The sequence below is a fragment of the Flavobacterium qiangtangense genome, from assembly GCF_042658345.1.
Lineage (GTDB): Bacteria > Bacteroidota > Bacteroidia > Flavobacteriales > Flavobacteriaceae > Flavobacterium > Flavobacterium qiangtangense.
In genome coordinates this window covers 424,581-441,424 of record NZ_JBHSQB010000007.1, presented here as the reverse complement: position 1 = coordinate 441,424, position 16,844 = coordinate 424,581, and the positions used below count along the sequence as shown (strand labels likewise).

Sequence of the window (16,844 nt, the reverse complement as noted above, 5' to 3'; positions counted from 1 at the left end):
TTAACTAACTAAAAACTATTTTTTATTATGGCAATTTTAAGCAAAAAAGCAATGAATTTCGCTTACGGTATGGGAGCGGCAGTTGTAATCATCGGAGCATTATTCAAAATTACTCACTTCGAAATCGGACCATTAACAGGAACATTGATGTTATCTATCGGTCTTGTAACTGAAGCGTTAATCTTTGCTTTATCTGCATTCGAACCAGTTGACAACGAAATCGACTGGACATTGGTTTACCCAGAATTAGCTGGCGGAGAAGCTAAAAAGAAAGAAGTTAAAAAAGAAACTCCAACAGAAGCTCAAGGATTATTATCTCAAAAATTAGACAACTTGTTGAAAGATGCTAAAATTGACGGAGAATTAATGGCAAGCTTAGGAAACTCTATCAAAAACTTCGAAGGAGCAGCAAAAAACATGGCGCCAACTGTGGATGCTATCGCTTCTCAAAGAAAATATGCTGACGAAATGACAAGTGCTGCAACTTCACTTGAAACATTGAACAGTCTTTACAAAGTACAATTAGAAAGCGCTTCTAGAAATGCTGAAGCTAACAAAGAAATCGCTGATAACGCTACTAAATTAAAAGAACAAATGCAATCTATGACTGCAAACATTGCTTCATTAAACAATGTTTATGGTGGTATGCTTTCTGCAATGAGTAACAAAGGATAATTAGTTTAAGACTATATTTTCATTTTAATAAAATAAAACTAAACTAATTAGAAAAAATGGCAGGAGGAAAATTAACCCCTAGACAGAAGATGATTAACCTGATGTATCTGGTTTTCATCGCGATGTTGGCAATGAATATGTCCAAAGAAGTTTTATCTGCTTTTGGATTGATGAATGAAAAATTTGAAACAGCAAATAAATCTGCAACAGAAACTAACCAAGGGATGATGCAAGCGTTAGACGCTAAAGCAGGTGAAGCCGGAGGAGAATTTAAAGTTGCTGCTGAAACTGCTCATAAAGTGGAAGCGGCTACAAAAAAATTCTATGATTTCTTAGGAGGATTAAAAGCTGACGCTTCTAAAGGAACAAAACCAGAAGAAGCTACTAACTACGAAACTCAGGATAAGGCGGATAACCTTGACAACAGTTTGTTTGTTGGTGAAGGATATACTCCAAGAGGAAATGCAGTTATCGCTGCAATTGAAGCTTATAAAACAGAAATGAAAGCGGCTTTAGGCAATGAGAAAAAATACAGTGCAATCTTGAATCAAGTTAATACTGCATTTACGACAGCTGATGTTACAAATAAAGAAGGTATCAAAGTAAAGTTCTTAGATTACCACTTTAAAGGTTTCCCACAGATTGCTTCTGTAGCTAAAATTTCTGCATGGCAAAATGATGCTAAAAAAGCAGAATCTGATGTAATCAGTGCTGCTTTAGGAAAAGCTGCGGTTCAAGCTGCATCTTATAGTAACTACCAAGCAATTGTAGTTCTTGAGAAAAATGCTTATTTCCAAGGTGAGAATGTAAAAGGTAAAGTAGTTTTAGGTCGTTACGACGAAAACACGAAACCAACATCATTTAAAGGTCCAGGTAAATTAGAAAACGGTCAAGCTGTTATCTCTTTAACTGCAGGTGGAGTAGGTGAACAATCAATCAATGGTGAATTTACATTTACGGAAGATGGAAAAGTTATTCCATTGAAATTTGCAGGAAACTATGTTGTAGTTCCACGTCCAAATTCAGCTACAATTTCTGCTGATAAAATGAACGTAGTTTACCGTGGTGTTGCAAATCCAATGACAATCTCATTCGCAGGTGTTCCAGACAATGCTGTAAATGCTTCTGCTGCTGGATTAGCAAAAACTGGAAATGGTAAGTACATGATGAATCCAGGTGCTGGTCGTGAGGTTGTTATTAATGTTACGGCTAAAATGTCTGACGGTAAAACAGCAAATGACAAAAAAGTATTTAGAATCAAAAATATTCCTGGTCCAACAGGTGCTTTAAGAGGAAGAGAAACAGGAACTGTAAAAGGTCCTAAATCTAACTTAGAAGTTCAAACGGTAAATGCAATTCTTGAAGATTTCGATTTTGATGTTAATCTTGCTGTAGTTGGATTTAATATCAAAGTTCCTGGACAACCAACAATTGTGGTTTCTGGAAATAAATTAGATGCTAGAGCAAAATCGGCTGTTCAAAAAGCAGGTAGAGGAGATCTTGTTGTAATTTCTGAAATTAAAACTAAATTAGTAGGTAGCTCAATTATGTTGCCTAAAACAGCACCAGTTGCTTACGAAATCACACAATAATTATTTAAAGTTTGAGTTTTTAACTTAACTAATAAATTACAAAAAGATGAATTGGAGAAATTTTTCATTAATAGTAACATTAAGCTTAGTTTCTAGTGCAACTTTTGCACAGTCTAATCTTTTAAATGCGAAGACTCCTGATGAAATCGGGAAGAAAACAGAAGCACAGCTTAACGCTGACAATGACAAACCGCTTCCTTACGGGTATGTTCACGATCGTGACATCCTTTTGGGAAAAACGGTTTGGGAATATGTCGATCTTGATGAAAGAATCAATTTTCCTCTTTACTTTCCGGTAGAAGGAAATCTTGGACCTGACAGAAAATCACTTTATGTTACTCTTATTGATAACATAAAAGATGGTAAAATTACTGAAGTTTATGACGACAGTTATTTTACGACTAAGAGAACCTTAAAAGATATAGAAACTTCTTTTTCTAGGTTGGATACAATGGATGCTGGTAGAGAGCAATATAATGCTGGAGAAAAAATCTCTGAAGAATATATTGTTAAAACAGAAATCGTTCCTGCTGATGTTATGGGATATAAAATTAAAGGATATTGGTATTTTGACAAACGTCAAGGTGAATTAAAATATCGTCTTTTAGGACTTTGTCCAATGGTTCCTGATGTCTATACAAAGGGTAGTGAAGAAGAAGATCCAATTGAATTATTCTGGGTTTATTTCCCTTCTGCAAGAGATGTTCTTCATAGTGTTTCGGCATTTAACGATAGAAACTCTGCAATGGGCGTAACATTTGATCACTTATTAAATGCGCGCCGTTTTAGTGGTGTAATTTATCAAGAAGAAAATGTTATGGGAGACAGGAAAATTGAAGACTATTTGAAAGATAACGCTCAAATGCAGTTATTAGAATCTGAAAGAGTTAAAGATAAAATCCGCAACTTCGAACAAGATATGTGGAATTATTAATAAAAAATTTCTCCAATACAAATCAACTCTTGCCTTAATCGGCAAGAGTTTTTTTATTTTTGCATTATGGTAGATTATATAGTTGTTGGTTGTGGTTTGGCGGGGATTGCTTTTGCGGAAACAGCTCTGCAGAATGGTAAATCAATTCGAGTTTTTGATAATAATTCACAGCAATCATCGCGAGTTGCCGGCGGATTATATAATCCGGTAATTTTAAAACGCTTTAGTGAAGTTTGGAATGCCCAAGAACAAATCACTTTGCTAGATTCTTTCTACGGAAATTTGGAAAAGAAATTAGAGGCAAAATTCGATTTTAAAATTCCAATTTATAGAAAGCTTTTTTCTGTGGAAGAACAAAATAATTGGTTTCAAGCAACAGACAAAATTGGTTTGGCATCATTTTTATCAACTAAATTAGTTTTAAAAAAATATAATGGTATCGATTCTCCATATAATTTTGGCGAAGTTTTGCAAACCGGTTATGTTGATACCGAAGCTTTATTGGTATCGTACCAAAATTATTTAAAATCAGAAGGTTGGTTTTCGGCAGAAATTTTTGAATATGAAAGCTTAATTCCCAACGGCGATTTCATAGAATATAAAGATATAAAAGCCAAACATATCGCCTTCGCAGAAGGGTTCGGGATGATTTCTAATCCCTATTTCGGACATCTTCCGTTGGATGGAACAAAAGGCGAATTGCTTATTATTAAAGCGCCAGATTTGAATTTGGATGTAGTCGTGAAAACTTCAGTTTTTATTCTTCCATTGGGAAATGATTTGTACAAGGTCGGTGCGACTTACAATTGGAAAGACAAAACAAATTTGCCAACCGAGGAAGGAAAGCAAGAACTTTTAGAAAACATAAAAGAAATTTTACATTGCGATTTTGAGATAATCGAGCATTTAGCAGGAGTTCGGCCAACAGTAAAAGACCGACGACCGATGGTAGGAACGCACCCAAAACACCAAAATGTTCATTTATTAAACGGCCTTGGAACGCGAGGTGTGATGCTCGCACCAGCAATGGCAAGAGATTTGTTTGAAAATATTGAAACCGGCAAACCGTTAGATTTGGCAATTGATATCAAAAGGTTTAAAAAAGTCCAATGGTAGTTTATTTCTTCGAAGCGTTTGGATCATAACTGATAAAAAAGTTAATCCAAATGTTTCTAGAAATTCGCATAATTACTGGCATGAATACAATCAAAGCTCCAATAATTGCGATGAAAGCGACCTTTAAATTTGTTTTCAGAAACACATAAGAAATAATAAACGCGGCAACGCCAAAAGCGATTCCGACACCATAACTGACGTACATTGCGCCAAAAAAGAAGGAAGGCTCAATCTTGTATTTCAAATCACAATGGCTGCATCGTTCGTGCATTTCAAAAACTTTCGACAAATTATAAGGATTTTTGTCCACATACATACTCTCATTCTGGCATTTAGGACAAGTTCCTGTTAAAATGCTATATAATTTGGATCCTTTTTTTAACATTTGCAAAAAATTTGATTTGGCCGTTATTTGGTTCCACAAATTTACAATATAATTGAGGTTTAAATCTTTAAATCTCGCAATCTTTTAATCAATTTTAAATGCTTAATATACATAATTTATCGGTTTCCTTTGGAGGAACTTATTTGTTCGAAGAAGTTACTTTCCGTTTGGGAGCTGGTGACCGCGTTGGTTTAGTCGGGAAAAATGGTGCTGGAAAATCGACGATGTTGAAAATGCTGGCTAGAGATTTTGCTCCAGATTCAGGTACAATTTCTCAAGAAAAAGAAATCAGGATGGGTTTTCTTCGTCAAGATATTGATTTTGAGCAAGGAAGGACTGTTTTGGAGGAAGCCTATCAGGCGTTTACAGAAATTAAAGACGTTGAGAAAAAATTAGAAGAAATCAATCATCAATTGGTTACAAGAACTGATTATGAAAGTGAAGAATACAGCCAGATTATTGAAGATTTATCAGATTACACACACCGTTTTGAACTTTTAGGTGGATACAATTACGTTGGAGATACTGAGAAAATTCTTCTTGGTTTAGGTTTCAAAAGAGAAGTTTTCAATAACCAAACCGAAACTTTTTCTGGAGGTTGGAGAATGCGTATCGAGTTGGCTAAATTACTTTTGCAATCCAACGATATTTTGCTTCTGGATGAGCCAACGAACCACTTGGATATCGAAAGTATCATTTGGTTGGAAGGTTTCCTGCGTAATTTCCCGGGAGTTGTGGTAATTGTTTCGCACGATAAAATGTTTTTGGATAACGTAACGAATAGAACCATCGAAATTTCATTAGGAAAAGCTTACGATTTCAATAAACCTTACTCTCAATATTTAGAATTACGTCACGAAATTCGTGAAAAGCAATTGGCTACGCAGAAAAACCAAGCCAAAAAAATTGAAGAAACAGAAAAGCTGATTGAAAAGTTCCGTGCGAAAGCTTCGAAGGCTTCGATGGCGCAATCGCTTATCAAAAAATTGGACAAAGTCGAAAGAATTGAAGTAGACGAAGACGATAATTCTGTGATGAATATTTCGTTTCCGGTTTCAAAAGTTCCGGGTCGCGTGGTGATTCAAGCCGAAGATGTGACCAAAAGTTATGGCGATAAGACAATTTTGAAGGACATTTCACTTCTGGTGGAAAGAGGAAGCAAGATTGCATTCGTCGGCCAAAATGGTCAAGGGAAATCTACGTTTATCAAAGCGATTGTTAATGAATTTGAATACGAAGGAAATATTAAATTAGGCCATAATGTTCAAGTGGGTTATTTTGCCCAAAACCAAGCCGAATATTTAGACGGAGAAATTACGCTATTGCGAACTATGGAAGATGCGGCGACGGACACGAATCGTTCAAAAGTACGCGATATGTTGGGTTCTTTCTTGTTCAGAGGCGATGACGTTGAGAAAAAGGTAAAAGTCCTTTCTGGAGGCGAAAGAAACCGTCTTGCTCTTTGTAAATTGCTTTTGCAACCGATAAATGTGCTTGTGATGGATGAACCGACGAATCACTTGGATATAAAATCTAAAAATGTATTGAAAGCGGCATTGCAGAAATACGAAGGGACGTTGCTTTTGGTTTCTCACGATAGAGATTTCTTGCAAGGAATGTCAAATCTGGTATATGAATTTAGAGACCAAAAAATCAAGGAATATTTAGGAGATATCAACTTTTTCTTGGAACAACGCAATCTTGAAAATATGCGTGAAGTCGAAAAAAGAGACATCGCCAAAAAAGAAAATCCGAAGGAAAATAACAAAGCTTCATACGAAGACCAAAAGAAAAATAAGTCTTTGCAAAACAAATTAAGCAAAGTGGAAAGCCAAATTAAGCAACTCGAAAATGACATCCAGCGCGATGACAAGCTTTTAGCTTCGGAATATGACAAACACATTGAAGACGCTTCGTTCTTTACAGCTTACAATAAAAAGAAGAAAGATTTAGACAAACTTCTTGAAGATTGGGAAGCCGTTCAATTAGAAATCGATAACGCATAAATTTTAAACCAGAGTTCGCTCTGGTTTTTTTATAGCTTTTTGTGAAAGGTCTCAGAAGTAATCCCGATGCGTTCTGAATGGTCCATCGCATCTTTACTATCTTTAAAATAGCAAGTGTCAACGCCCATACTTTCCATATTGGCGACGGCTTCAATCGCTTTTTGCTTTTTGTGTTTTCCCGTCTGGCGGATGTAAACGGCTTTAATCGTTATCGGAAATATTTTGCAAATATCTTCATATAAAAAAGGATCGTGTTGCGAATCATCTCCCAATAAAACATATTTCAAATGCGGATAAAACTCTAAAATATGTTTGATTTTTTCAAATTTGTGGTCGTGGTCGCCTCTTCCGGTCAAGAAAAAATCTGTTAGACTGGTCTTGATGTCTTTCAGTAATAAAACGGCTTTTGGAAGCTCGTGCAATTCGGCAAATTTTGTAATAAATCGGTACAAATTCCACTCACTGCTTGACACATAAAAGAATGCATTTTTCTCTCGGTCGCTTTCTCTTCCGGCAGAACTTAGCGCCTGATAATGCGGAACCACATCTTCAAAAATCTTTCTGTCGTTCACATTTCTAAAAAGTAAAATGTATAATTTCTTAAAAGCATTCCGCGTATGCGAAACTAAAAACGTGTCGTCAATATCTGAGATAAAACCCAAATCGCCTTCGTGCGGACGAATGTAACTTCCTTTTTCAACGATTTCTTTCTCCTTAAAAAACATACTCACTTTATACTCATTCCAGCCATAAGCCAAGTCACGATTCAGCGGAATACAGAATTTAAAATAACCGTCGTCAAGCGTTTTGGTATGGATTTTCAAGCCGTTATGTTCTAAATATACCGAAGCATTTTTTTGTGTTTTAATCCGAAACATTCTGATAACCGACTTCGCATTTTTCAAGTTTTTCTTCTCAAAATCATAATCTTCTTTCGTCGTCGGCTTAAAAACGTGGCCCATCACAATCAGCTCCTGGTCGTTGGCATAACCCCGATATAATTTTAGAATTGGCTTCATAAAAATCTGTATATTTATATAACGTTACAACAAATTACAAAATTTATAGCAATAAGAAAAATATGAGCTTGCAAAAGAAGTATATCTTGGTCGTAAATCCCATTTCTGGAGATGTTGACAAGGCCGAAATCATTGAAACAGCAACCGCTTTTGCCGAAAACGAAAATATAGATTTAATCGTTTTTGAAACCACAGGGAAAAACGACGAGAAATCAATTCAGAAATTACAAGAAGAAAATGATGCCGAAAGAATCATCATCGTTGGCGGTGACGGCACGATAAAAATGGTTGCCGAAGCCGTTCAAGACCACGATGTAATTTTAGGAATCATTCCAGGAGGTTCTGCAAACGGACTTTCGGTAGATTTAGATTTACCCGATGAAATTGAGGAAAACTTGAAAATTGCCTTCCATAATTCCTATATGGAAATGGATATGATTTCCATCAATGGCAAAAAAAGCTTGCATTTGAGCGACATCGGAATCAATGCTGAGCTAGTAAAAAACTATGAAAATAGTAATGTTCGCGGAAAATTAGGCTACGCACTTCAAGCTATAAATACGCTAACCGGATTAAAAGAACCGTTTCATGCAAAAATCGAAACCAAAGGAAGAACCGTTGAAACCGAAGCCAGAATGGTGGTCATCGCCAATTCTCAAAAATATGGAACAGGCGTAAGCATCAATCCAGATGGGGTGATGAACGACGGAAAATTTGAAATTGTCATCATTAAAAATCTTGATTTAATCGTCTTCGGAAAAATTCTTTCTGGAAATATGCCCATCGAAAGTGGCGATGTTGAAATCATTTCCACAGACAAAGCCACGATTACCACAAACGTTCCCGTAAGTTTTCAAATTGACGGCGAATATTGCGACGAAGTAACAAATTTGGAAGTTGAAATTTTGCCTGGACAAATGAAAGTGGCGATTCCTTAATTTTTGAGATGATATTAAGAATAGATTCAACGAAATTTATGATGAATAGGAATGGGCTTTAGCCCGTTTATTTCATGGTTTCAATTGAATTGGCTTTAGCCAAATCTTTAATTTTTTGTTTTAAAATTTGGCTAAAGCCGATTTGTTTTGTAATTTAATGAATGGGCTAAAGCCCATTCCAACTCATATTTTGATTATCAAAAACACGAATCTTTTTATTTTCTTATTCCAATACAATTAATTCAACCTTTAATTTTTTCAAAACCATATCTCAAAATAAACTCATCATATTCTTCTTGAAGAGACTTTTTCTTATGATGTTCTTCTTGATTTTTGATATAATTTCTAACCGCGTCAATCTTAGATTCTGAAACCGAAACCGCAAAATATTCATCTTGCCATTCAAATTTCTCTTTTGTAAGCTGATTTTTATTAATCCAAAACGATGATTCGCCTTTGATTAACATAACTGTTTTTTGAATCGTTTGGTCAATTCCTAGAGAAATTAAACAATGACAATGGTCGTTGTAACCACTTACGAAATCGATAAAAATGCCTTTTGAGGTGGCATTTTCTTTAATGTGATTCCAAACCTGTTTCCTTAAATCCAACGAATTTAAAAATGGAAATCGATTTTTGTGCTCCAAACAAAGTGGATGTAAACATTTGTAAATGGCGTGTAAAATAATTTTTGGTGTTTGTAAAATAAAGTCTAAACCTTAAACGGATTCCGTTCCTGCCATTCTGTTTTCGGTTCCAAATAATCAAAAATTTTGTCTATCTTTTTATTAATCAAAGAATTGCTGTGCTGAATAAATCCGAACATTTCCACAGGTTTTGCACCGACGGAACTTTTAATTTCTAAAGCCGTTCTGGCAAAAACAATTTCCTTGAAACCTTGATTAATCGAATAGCCAATCATGTCATAAAGCATATTCAAATACAGCATTTTTTCCTTTTGGATTTGGTCATCATAACCCAAAAAATAAGTGTCCATTGAATCTCCGTTTTTAATCAAAGTATTAAACCCGACTAAATTATTATCAATGAAATAACCGTAAAATAGAAATTTATCGCCAAGTAATTCCTTAAAGACCCGAAAATGGTTTTTGGCCAAGAAAAATGTATTAAATGGCGCATTTTTAGCAACGTGAAAATACAAATCATAAATTGTTTTCTCGTGTTTGATAATCGCATCCAAATCCATTTTCTGCTTGGTAATTCCTTCTGATTTTTTTCGGGAACGCTTGAACTGGTCGCGGTATTTTTTGCTTAAATCAGCCACATAATCATCGAAATTTTTCCAATTTTCCTTGATTTCAAAAACCATATTTGGCTGAGTGGAAAACTTATAATAACCGTCGAAAGTAGCTTTTTCAAAACTCGTAATTTCTTCTTCAGAAAAATCCTTGAAAGAAGTCAAATGGATTTTTAAACCTTTGTTTTTATAAATATCTTTTAAGGCTTCCGAAGCTTTTTTTAGCGATTTCAGTGCTTCCTGAAAATTAATTTCAGGAGAAAAATAAAAGGCATTTTGTCCGGTCAGCATGTTGTTTCCAATGAACAAAACGTGCGAGCTGAAATTCTTAAAAATAAAATTCCGAACCGAAGTTTTTAAGCATTTATCTCTTTCTCCAAAAGATTGCAGAAGATTTAAATTTAAAAACTGGGATAAGGCAATCCCAACCAATTTTTCGTCTTTAAACAGGCCAATAAAATGGCAAGACATATTTTCTGGAGCCGATTTTTCAAGAACTTGTAAGTAGTTTTTAGACAGAAAAATATTTTCCTGCGCTAAATAGTCCCAGTTTTCAGGAAGCAAATTTGTGGCAGGAAAAATTTTAAAATGTATCGAATTTTTCAAAAGGCGAATAATTAATTTAGGTTTAAAAATTTATGACAAGCCACAAATTACAGACCCAATGATTGTCAAGCTTAAAACCCAATAACCGCCGGTGATTAAAATATATTTCCATGATTTTCTTTCAAATAAACCATTGATGGCGATTAACGGTAAAACCAATAGAAAACCAGTTAAAAAACCGTGGAAAGCGCCGTGTTTAAAGGTTCTGTAGGCAGTTCCATATTCAGACATAAACTTGACGAATGACTCTGGTTGCACAATTCCTGGAGCGCCACCGCCAATCATTCCCATGGCACCAAATTGGTGAATCACAATCGGCATCATCATAAATCCGATTAATAAGGAGTAAATATATGTCAATCCGAAGATTTTCAGCATATTTCCTTTTGAAAGTTCTTCTTGAGTAAGTCCAGCTTCACGCATCCAAATTGTTCCAAAAACTTTTGGATGATACCAAACGAAGCCAGCTAAAAGTGTTATAATTCCACTCGCAAGAATTGGGTAAAAATTAAGTTCCATAATTGATTTTGTTTTTAAGTTTGTTCAAAATCAAAGATAGAAATTTTTAACATTCGTTTAAGAAATCGAGTAGCAAATCTAAAATGAAGCCAATGGCAAATTTCCGGCTAATTCTTTCAAATTAATTTCAGAAACTTTAGCTTCATATTGCGCGTTGCTGTTTCTCACTTTTGCGTTCACATAATTCAATTGCGCTTCCCTAAATTCTAGCGGAGCGATGGTTCCGATTTTATATTTTGCTAAGGTAATATCCAAGTTTTCTCTAGCAATTTCTTCGTTTTTGGCCTCCAATTTTGTCAATTGCAAATTCGTCAAATAAGTTTGATATGCCGAAGCCAATTGTGAACGAAGCATTTGCGTTTGCTGTTCCACTAAAATTTTCGAATTTTCGACCTGAATTTTTGCGATTCTTTCGTTTCTATTTTGCAATCCGCCGTTAAAAATAGGCACAGAAGCATTGATTCCATACGTCAAACCTTGACCGTTTGATTGTCTTGCAAAACCAAGCGACGACTCACTTCTAGTAAAATTATATCCAGAAGAAATGCTTACAATCGGCAAACGAGTGGATTTTACTTGCTTGAGTTGCAGTTCGGTCACGCGCTTGTTTATAATTTGTGTCTGAAGCTGCGGATTTTGTTTTTCTGCCAGCGTAATTAATTCAGGAAGTAGAAGGCTTTCGTCAATTGAAATTTCTGCGATGATATCAAATTGCGTATTAACGTCCCGCGCTAAAAGTTCATTCAACAAGATTTTTGTGTTGGCAAATAATTCCTTTTGACGTAATAAATTTGTAGTATCGGTATTAATGTCAACTTGCGCGTTCAAGACTTCCAATTTTGATGCTTTTCCAATTTTATAGCGATTATCGGCAGTCGTAACTCTCAAATTTGAAATCACAATTGCCGTATCTAAAGCCTGAAGTTGTTGTTTTTGCTGAACCAAATCATAATAAGTGCTGATCACGTCAGAAACTTTTGTGAAGATGGAAAGTTTTAATTCAGCATCGCCAAGTTTCTCCAATTCTTTCAATTGGTCGTATCTCGCAAACATTCTGAAACCGTCAAAAATCGTCCAATTTAAAGCCACGCCATACGAAAGATTCATGTTTTTTGCACCATCAAGTTCTCTGATAGAACCGTCTTGTTGCGTTTGTTTGGTATCTAAAATGGAACTGTTTTCGGTCAGAACTCCGTTTAAACTCGGCATAATTCCAGCGTTGGCAAGACTTACATTTTGCTTGTCAATTTTTAAATCATTGGAAGCAATTTTTATTTCATAATTGTTTTCCAAAGCAATTTTTACTGCATCTTCGACAGTCAATAATTCTTGCGCATTTCCAGATATAATTCCAAAAAAGCAAAAAAAAGCGAAAAAGAGATTCCCTTTCATAAAACTATTCTTTTTCATATTTCTCAATATTGTCAAATTCTGGTCGGTGTTTCTTTTCTCTCGACCACATAAAATAAATCGCAGGAATCACGAATAAAGTTAAAACTAAAGAGAATAAAGTTCCTCCAACAATTACAACTCCCATTCCAATTCTACTTGTTGACGCCGCGCCAAGCGACATTGCAATTGGCAAAGCGCCTAAAGCAATTGCCAAACTCGTCATTAAAATCGGACGCAAACGGTCTTCAGAAGCTTCTAAAATAGCTTCTAATTTTGTTTTTCCCTGTTCCCGAAGTTGGTTCGCAAATTCCACAATCAAAATTCCGTTCTTCGTCACCAAACCAATCAACATAATGGTCCCGATTTGACTAAAAATATTCCAAGTCTGACCAAATAACCAAAGCGAAAATAGTGCTCCGGCAACCGCCATCGGAACGGTTAAAATGATTATAAATGGGTCAATAAAACTTTCAAATTGCGCTGCTAAAATTAAATAAATCAGAAGCAAAGCCAATCCGAAAGCAAAAGCTGTATTCGAATTACTTTCCACAAAATCTCGAGATTCTCCACCTAAATCTGTGGTAAAAGTTTCGTCTAAAACTTTGGTTTTAATACGTTCCATTGCTTCAATTCCGTCGCTAATACTTTTTCCAGGAGCAAGACCGGCAGAAACCGTGGCCGACATATATCTGTTATTATGGTACAATTGTGGCGGGCTACTTTGTTCCTCAATTTCCACAACGTTATCCAGTTGAATCAATTCTCCGGTCGAACTTCTGACGAAAATCGAAGTCAAATCCATTGGCGCATTTCTGTCTTTTTGGTCAAATTGCCCCATGACTTGATACTGTTTTCCGTTCATCATATAATATCCAAAACGCTGTCCGCTTAACGATAATTGAAGCGTTTGGGCAATATCAATCACAGAAACACCAAGACTTTGGGCTTTTTCTCTATCGATAGTTACATAAATTTCGGGCTTGTTGAATTTCAAATTCACGTCGGTAATGGCAAAAGTTGGGTCCTGCGCGGCTTCATCCATAAATTCAGGAATTTTCTCTTGCAATTTCTCGAAATTCTGCGCTTGGATAATATATTGAATTGGCAAACCGCCACGTCTGTTCACAGAAATTGTAGGCTGTTCAGAAACCGAAACTTTTGCTTCTGGAAATTTCTTGGTAGCTTTTGTCAAGGCTTCGGCAATTTCTTTTTGAGAACGTTCTCTTTCGCCGGCTTCCACCAAAGCAATTCTGGCACGACCGCTGTTTACGGAAGCAGAACCAAAACCCGGCGAAGTAATAATCAAACTTACTTTTTTCTCTGGAATCGAATCGTTTATCAAATCAGAAAGTTCTGTCATGAAACGGTCCATGTATTCATACGAAGCGCCTTCTGGAGCAGTAACATTTACACCGACAAAACTTCTGTCGTCATAAGGAGCTGTTTCTTTTTGTAACGTACTAAAAAATAAAGCAATCAATCCGATACAAATAATTAAAATTGGAAAACTCAGCCATTTTTTCTTCATAAATTTGGCCAAAGCTTCCGCATAGCCAGAATTTAATTTCAAGAAATAAGGTTCGCTCCAATTATAGAATTTTGATTTTTTTTGTTCGCCACCTTTCATTAAATAAGCATTCAACATCGGCGTTAAGGTCAAGGAAACAAAAGCTGAAATCAAAACAGCCGCGCCAATAACCACGCCAAATTCCCGGAACAATCGCCCGACGAAACCTTCCAAGAAAATTACCGGAAGAAATACAGCTGCAAGCGTAATGGAAATCGAAATTACGGCGAAGAAAATTTCGTTTGAACCTTTTATCGCTGCTTCAATCGGAGACATTCCTTCTTCGACTTTTTTGAAGATATTTTCGGTGACAACAATTCCGTCATCAACCACCAAACCTGTTGCCAAAACAATTGCCAAAAGTGTCAAAACGTTTACTGAAAATCCGAAAAGCCACATAATGAAGAACGTCGCAATCAATGAAACCGGAATATCGATCAAAGGTCTGAACGCAATTGCCCAGTTTCTGAAAAATAAATAGATAATTAAGACTACCAAAACAATTGCAATCAGCAATGTCTCCGCCACTTCCACAACTGCTTTCTTTACAAAAACCGTGTTGTCGATGGCAATATTCAGCTTAAAATCTTTTGGTAAATCTCTTTTCAATTGGTCATATTGTACATAAAAAGCATCTGCAATATCAAGATAATTGGTTCCGGGTTGTGGAATAATTGCCATCCCGACCATTTCTTGACCAGAATCGCTCATCTTTGTTTCCAAGTTTTCGGCTTCCAAAGAGGCATTTCCGATATCGCTGAAACGCACAATTTTTTCGCCTTGAGCAAGAATTATGATGTTATTGAATTCTTCTTCTTTAGATAAATTTCCTAAAGTTTTTACGGTTAATTCGGTATTAGCGCCAGTCAATTTTCCCGAAGGAAGTTCTACGTTTTGACTCGCCAAAGCATTTCTTACGTCAGAAACCGTCACGCCATACGAAGTCATTTTTATAGGATCAATCCAAAGTCGCATTGCATATTTTCGCTGTCCCCAAATCTGAACGCTACTTACGCCAGGAATCGTTTGCAAACGCTGTGCAATCACGTTATCCGCATAATCAGAAAGCTCTAAAACATTTTTGCTATCACTCTGAACGGTCATCGTGATAATTGGCTCAGAATCAGCGTCTGCTTTTGATACAACTGGTGGTGCGTCAATATCTTGAGGCAAACTTCTTACGGCTTGCGAAACTTTATCGCGAACATCATTCGCTGCTTCTTCAAGATTTTTATCCAAGTTAAATTCGATGGTGATATTGCTACTTCCTTGATTGCTTGAAGAGGTAATGTTTCGAATTCCGTCGATAGAATTGATGGCTTTTTCAAGCGGTTCTGTGATTTGAGATTCAATGATATCGGCATTTGCACCAGCATAACTTGTTCTAACTGAAATCTGCGCTGGGTCAATCGAAGGAAATTCTCGAACGCCCAAATAAGTGTAACCGATGACTCCAAAAAGAATCAGCATCAAGTTCAAAACAATCGTCAGAACCGGCCTTTTAATGCTTAATGTGGATAAACTCATGGGTTATTTTTTAATTTGAACGCGAACTGGCATTCCGTTTTTCAGGGTCATCACGCCGGTTGTTAAAATTGTATCGCCAGCTTTTAAGCCTTCTGTAATTAAAATATCTTTATCAGTTCTGGCGCCAGTTTTCACGATAATTTCTTTGGCTTTGCCATTTTCAGAAACAAAAATTTTCTTTCCGTTTTGAATCGGAATCAAGGCTTCCGTGGGAACTAAAAGTGCGTCGTTAATGTCGTCCAAAGGAAGCGTTACGTTTGCAAAAGTTCCGGGATATAATTTTCCGTCCTTATTTTCTGCAATTGCTCGAAGTTTTAAAGTTCTTGTTGCAATTTCAATTTCTGGTTCAATTGCATAAATTTTTGCTGTAAATTTTTCAGCAGAACCAGCGGTTGTAAAAGTCAGTGAATTTCCAACTTTCATCTGCGAAACATATTTTTCTGGAATCGAAAACGTAATTTTTAATTGAGAAGTATTTACCAATTTCGCAATCACCGTTTCTGGAGTAACATAAGTTCCTTTTGAAATTGCTCTCAATCCAATTTTACCAGAAAACGGAGCGCGAACGGTCGTCTTTGCAATTTGTGCTTGAATCAATTGCGTTTCCGCTTTTGCAGTCTTGAAATCGGCACTTGCGATATCATATTCTTCTTGACTGATGGCTTCTTTCTGCAATAAAAGTTTGGCTCTTCGTTCATTTTCTGAAGCCAATCCTTGTCCGGTTCTAATTCTGGCCAAATTGGCTCGAAGCTCAATATCATTGACTTTAAAAAGAATTTGGCCTTTTGAAACCGTTGTTCCTTCGTTAAAATTTATGCTTTCCACAATTCCCGGAACTTCACTTCTGATGTCCACCTGTTCATTAGCTTCAATTGAGCCAGAAAGTGAAAGAACATCGGCAAATTTTTGAGGTTTTAGAACAATTCCGCTAACGGCTGTCGGCGCTTTTTTACCCGGACCTTTTCCGTTTTCGGCATCCGATTTTTTATTATTTGTAATTCGGTAAACAATTAGACCGCCGATTCCAATGATAAGTATTGCATAGACGAAGTGTTTTATTTTCATAAGAAACCAGTATGTAATTTAGTTTGAGGGTGCTAAATAGTTGAATTCACAAAGCTAAATTTTATTATTCAAATTTTAATGTAGGTTGGTCATAATTTAACAGTTGTGTCAATAATATCAGCACTTTACATAAAAAAATGAAGTTTCAATAATTGGTAATTTTAAGAACCGGCTAAAATAAATCTGCAGTTTATCGATTTTATTTGCAGATAATCGATATTTTAATATATTAGCTATTGAAAATT

At 35.9% G+C, this 16,844-nt stretch carries 13 protein-coding genes and 1 pseudogene; 6 read left to right on the top strand and 8 right to left on the bottom strand.

Annotated features, from left to right (window positions below; genetic code table 11):
- Positions 1–27 precede the first annotated feature (27 nt).
- The 4 genes from porL (at position 28) to ACFPVY_RS09800 (ending at position 4,317) form a co-directional block, all read left to right on the top strand.
- A complete protein-coding gene (gene porL / locus ACFPVY_RS09815; protein ID WP_379791810.1) occupies positions 28–675 on the top strand; it encodes a type IX secretion system motor protein PorL/GldL in 648 nt (215 codons plus the stop codon).
- A gap of 56 nt (positions 676–731) precedes the next feature.
- Positions 732–2,267, top strand: a complete 1,536-nt coding sequence (porM, locus tag ACFPVY_RS09810; RefSeq protein ID WP_379791809.1) for a type IX secretion system motor protein PorM/GldM — start codon at positions 732–734, stop codon at positions 2,265–2,267.
- Positions 2,268–2,313: 46 nt separating this feature from the next.
- The gene (gene porN / locus ACFPVY_RS09805; RefSeq protein WP_379791808.1) at positions 2,314–3,201 is read left to right on the top strand and encodes a type IX secretion system ring subunit PorN/GldN; all 888 of its coding nucleotides are present in this window, start codon (positions 2,314–2,316) and stop codon (positions 3,199–3,201) included.
- A gap of 66 nt (positions 3,202–3,267) precedes the next feature.
- Positions 3,268–4,317 (top strand): NAD(P)/FAD-dependent oxidoreductase, encoded by a 1,050-nt coding sequence (locus ACFPVY_RS09800; RefSeq protein WP_379791807.1) that lies wholly within the window; start codon positions 3,268–3,270, stop codon positions 4,315–4,317.
- Position 4,318: 1 nt separating this feature from the next.
- Here ACFPVY_RS09800 and ACFPVY_RS09795 read toward each other — a convergent pair whose 3' ends face one another.
- Positions 4,319–4,702 carry a DUF983 domain-containing protein gene (locus ACFPVY_RS09795; protein WP_379791806.1) on the bottom strand — a complete coding sequence of 128 codons (384 nt, stop codon included), beginning with the start codon at positions 4,700–4,702 and terminating at the stop codon, positions 4,319–4,321.
- Between the two features lie 98 nt (positions 4,703–4,800).
- On the opposite strand from ACFPVY_RS09795, the gene ACFPVY_RS09790 reads away from it, so the two are divergent.
- The gene (locus ACFPVY_RS09790; protein WP_379791805.1) at positions 4,801–6,708 is read left to right on the top strand and encodes an ABC-F family ATP-binding cassette domain-containing protein; all 1,908 of its coding nucleotides are present in this window, start codon (positions 4,801–4,803) and stop codon (positions 6,706–6,708) included.
- Between the two features lie 29 nt (positions 6,709–6,737).
- On the opposite strand, the gene ACFPVY_RS09785 is transcribed toward ACFPVY_RS09790, so the two are convergent.
- Positions 6,738–7,727 carry an App1 family protein gene (locus ACFPVY_RS09785; protein WP_379791804.1) on the bottom strand — a complete coding sequence of 330 codons (990 nt, stop codon included), beginning with the start codon at positions 7,725–7,727 and terminating at the stop codon, positions 6,738–6,740.
- Between the two features lie 62 nt (positions 7,728–7,789).
- Between ACFPVY_RS09785 and ACFPVY_RS09780 the strand changes: the two genes are divergently transcribed.
- On the top strand, positions 7,790–8,665 hold the full coding sequence (locus tag ACFPVY_RS09780) for a diacylglycerol/lipid kinase family protein (protein WP_379791803.1): 876 nt from the start codon (positions 7,790–7,792) through the stop codon (positions 8,663–8,665).
- A gap of 242 nt (positions 8,666–8,907) precedes the next feature.
- Here ACFPVY_RS09780 and tnpA read toward each other — a convergent pair.
- From tnpA to ACFPVY_RS09750, 6 genes and pseudogenes are all read right to left on the bottom strand, one after another.
- Positions 8,908–9,323: pseudogene (gene tnpA, locus ACFPVY_RS09775) on the bottom strand (IS200/IS605 family transposase).
- A gap of 54 nt (positions 9,324–9,377) precedes the next feature.
- On the bottom strand, positions 9,378–10,529 hold the full coding sequence (locus tag ACFPVY_RS09770; protein ID WP_379791801.1) for an 8-amino-7-oxononanoate synthase: 1,152 nt from the start codon (positions 10,527–10,529) through the stop codon (positions 9,378–9,380).
- 30 nt (positions 10,530–10,559) lie between these two features.
- The gene (locus tag ACFPVY_RS09765; protein ID WP_379791800.1) at positions 10,560–11,048 is read right to left on the bottom strand and encodes a DUF1761 domain-containing protein; all 489 of its coding nucleotides are present in this window, start codon (positions 11,046–11,048) and stop codon (positions 10,560–10,562) included.
- A gap of 78 nt (positions 11,049–11,126) precedes the next feature.
- Positions 11,127–12,458 (bottom strand): TolC family protein, encoded by a 1,332-nt coding sequence (locus tag ACFPVY_RS09760; RefSeq protein WP_379791799.1) that lies wholly within the window; start codon positions 12,456–12,458, stop codon positions 11,127–11,129.
- Entirely contained in the window at positions 12,445–15,534 is a 3,090-nt protein-coding gene (locus tag ACFPVY_RS09755) for an efflux RND transporter permease subunit (RefSeq protein ID WP_379791798.1), read from the bottom strand. The genes ACFPVY_RS09760 and ACFPVY_RS09755 overlap by 14 nt, the downstream gene beginning before the upstream one ends.
- Positions 15,535–15,537: 3 nt before the next feature.
- Positions 15,538–16,599 carry an efflux RND transporter periplasmic adaptor subunit gene (locus ACFPVY_RS09750; protein WP_379791797.1) on the bottom strand — a complete coding sequence of 354 codons (1,062 nt, stop codon included), beginning with the start codon at positions 16,597–16,599 and terminating at the stop codon, positions 15,538–15,540.
- Positions 16,600–16,844 lie beyond the last annotated feature (245 nt).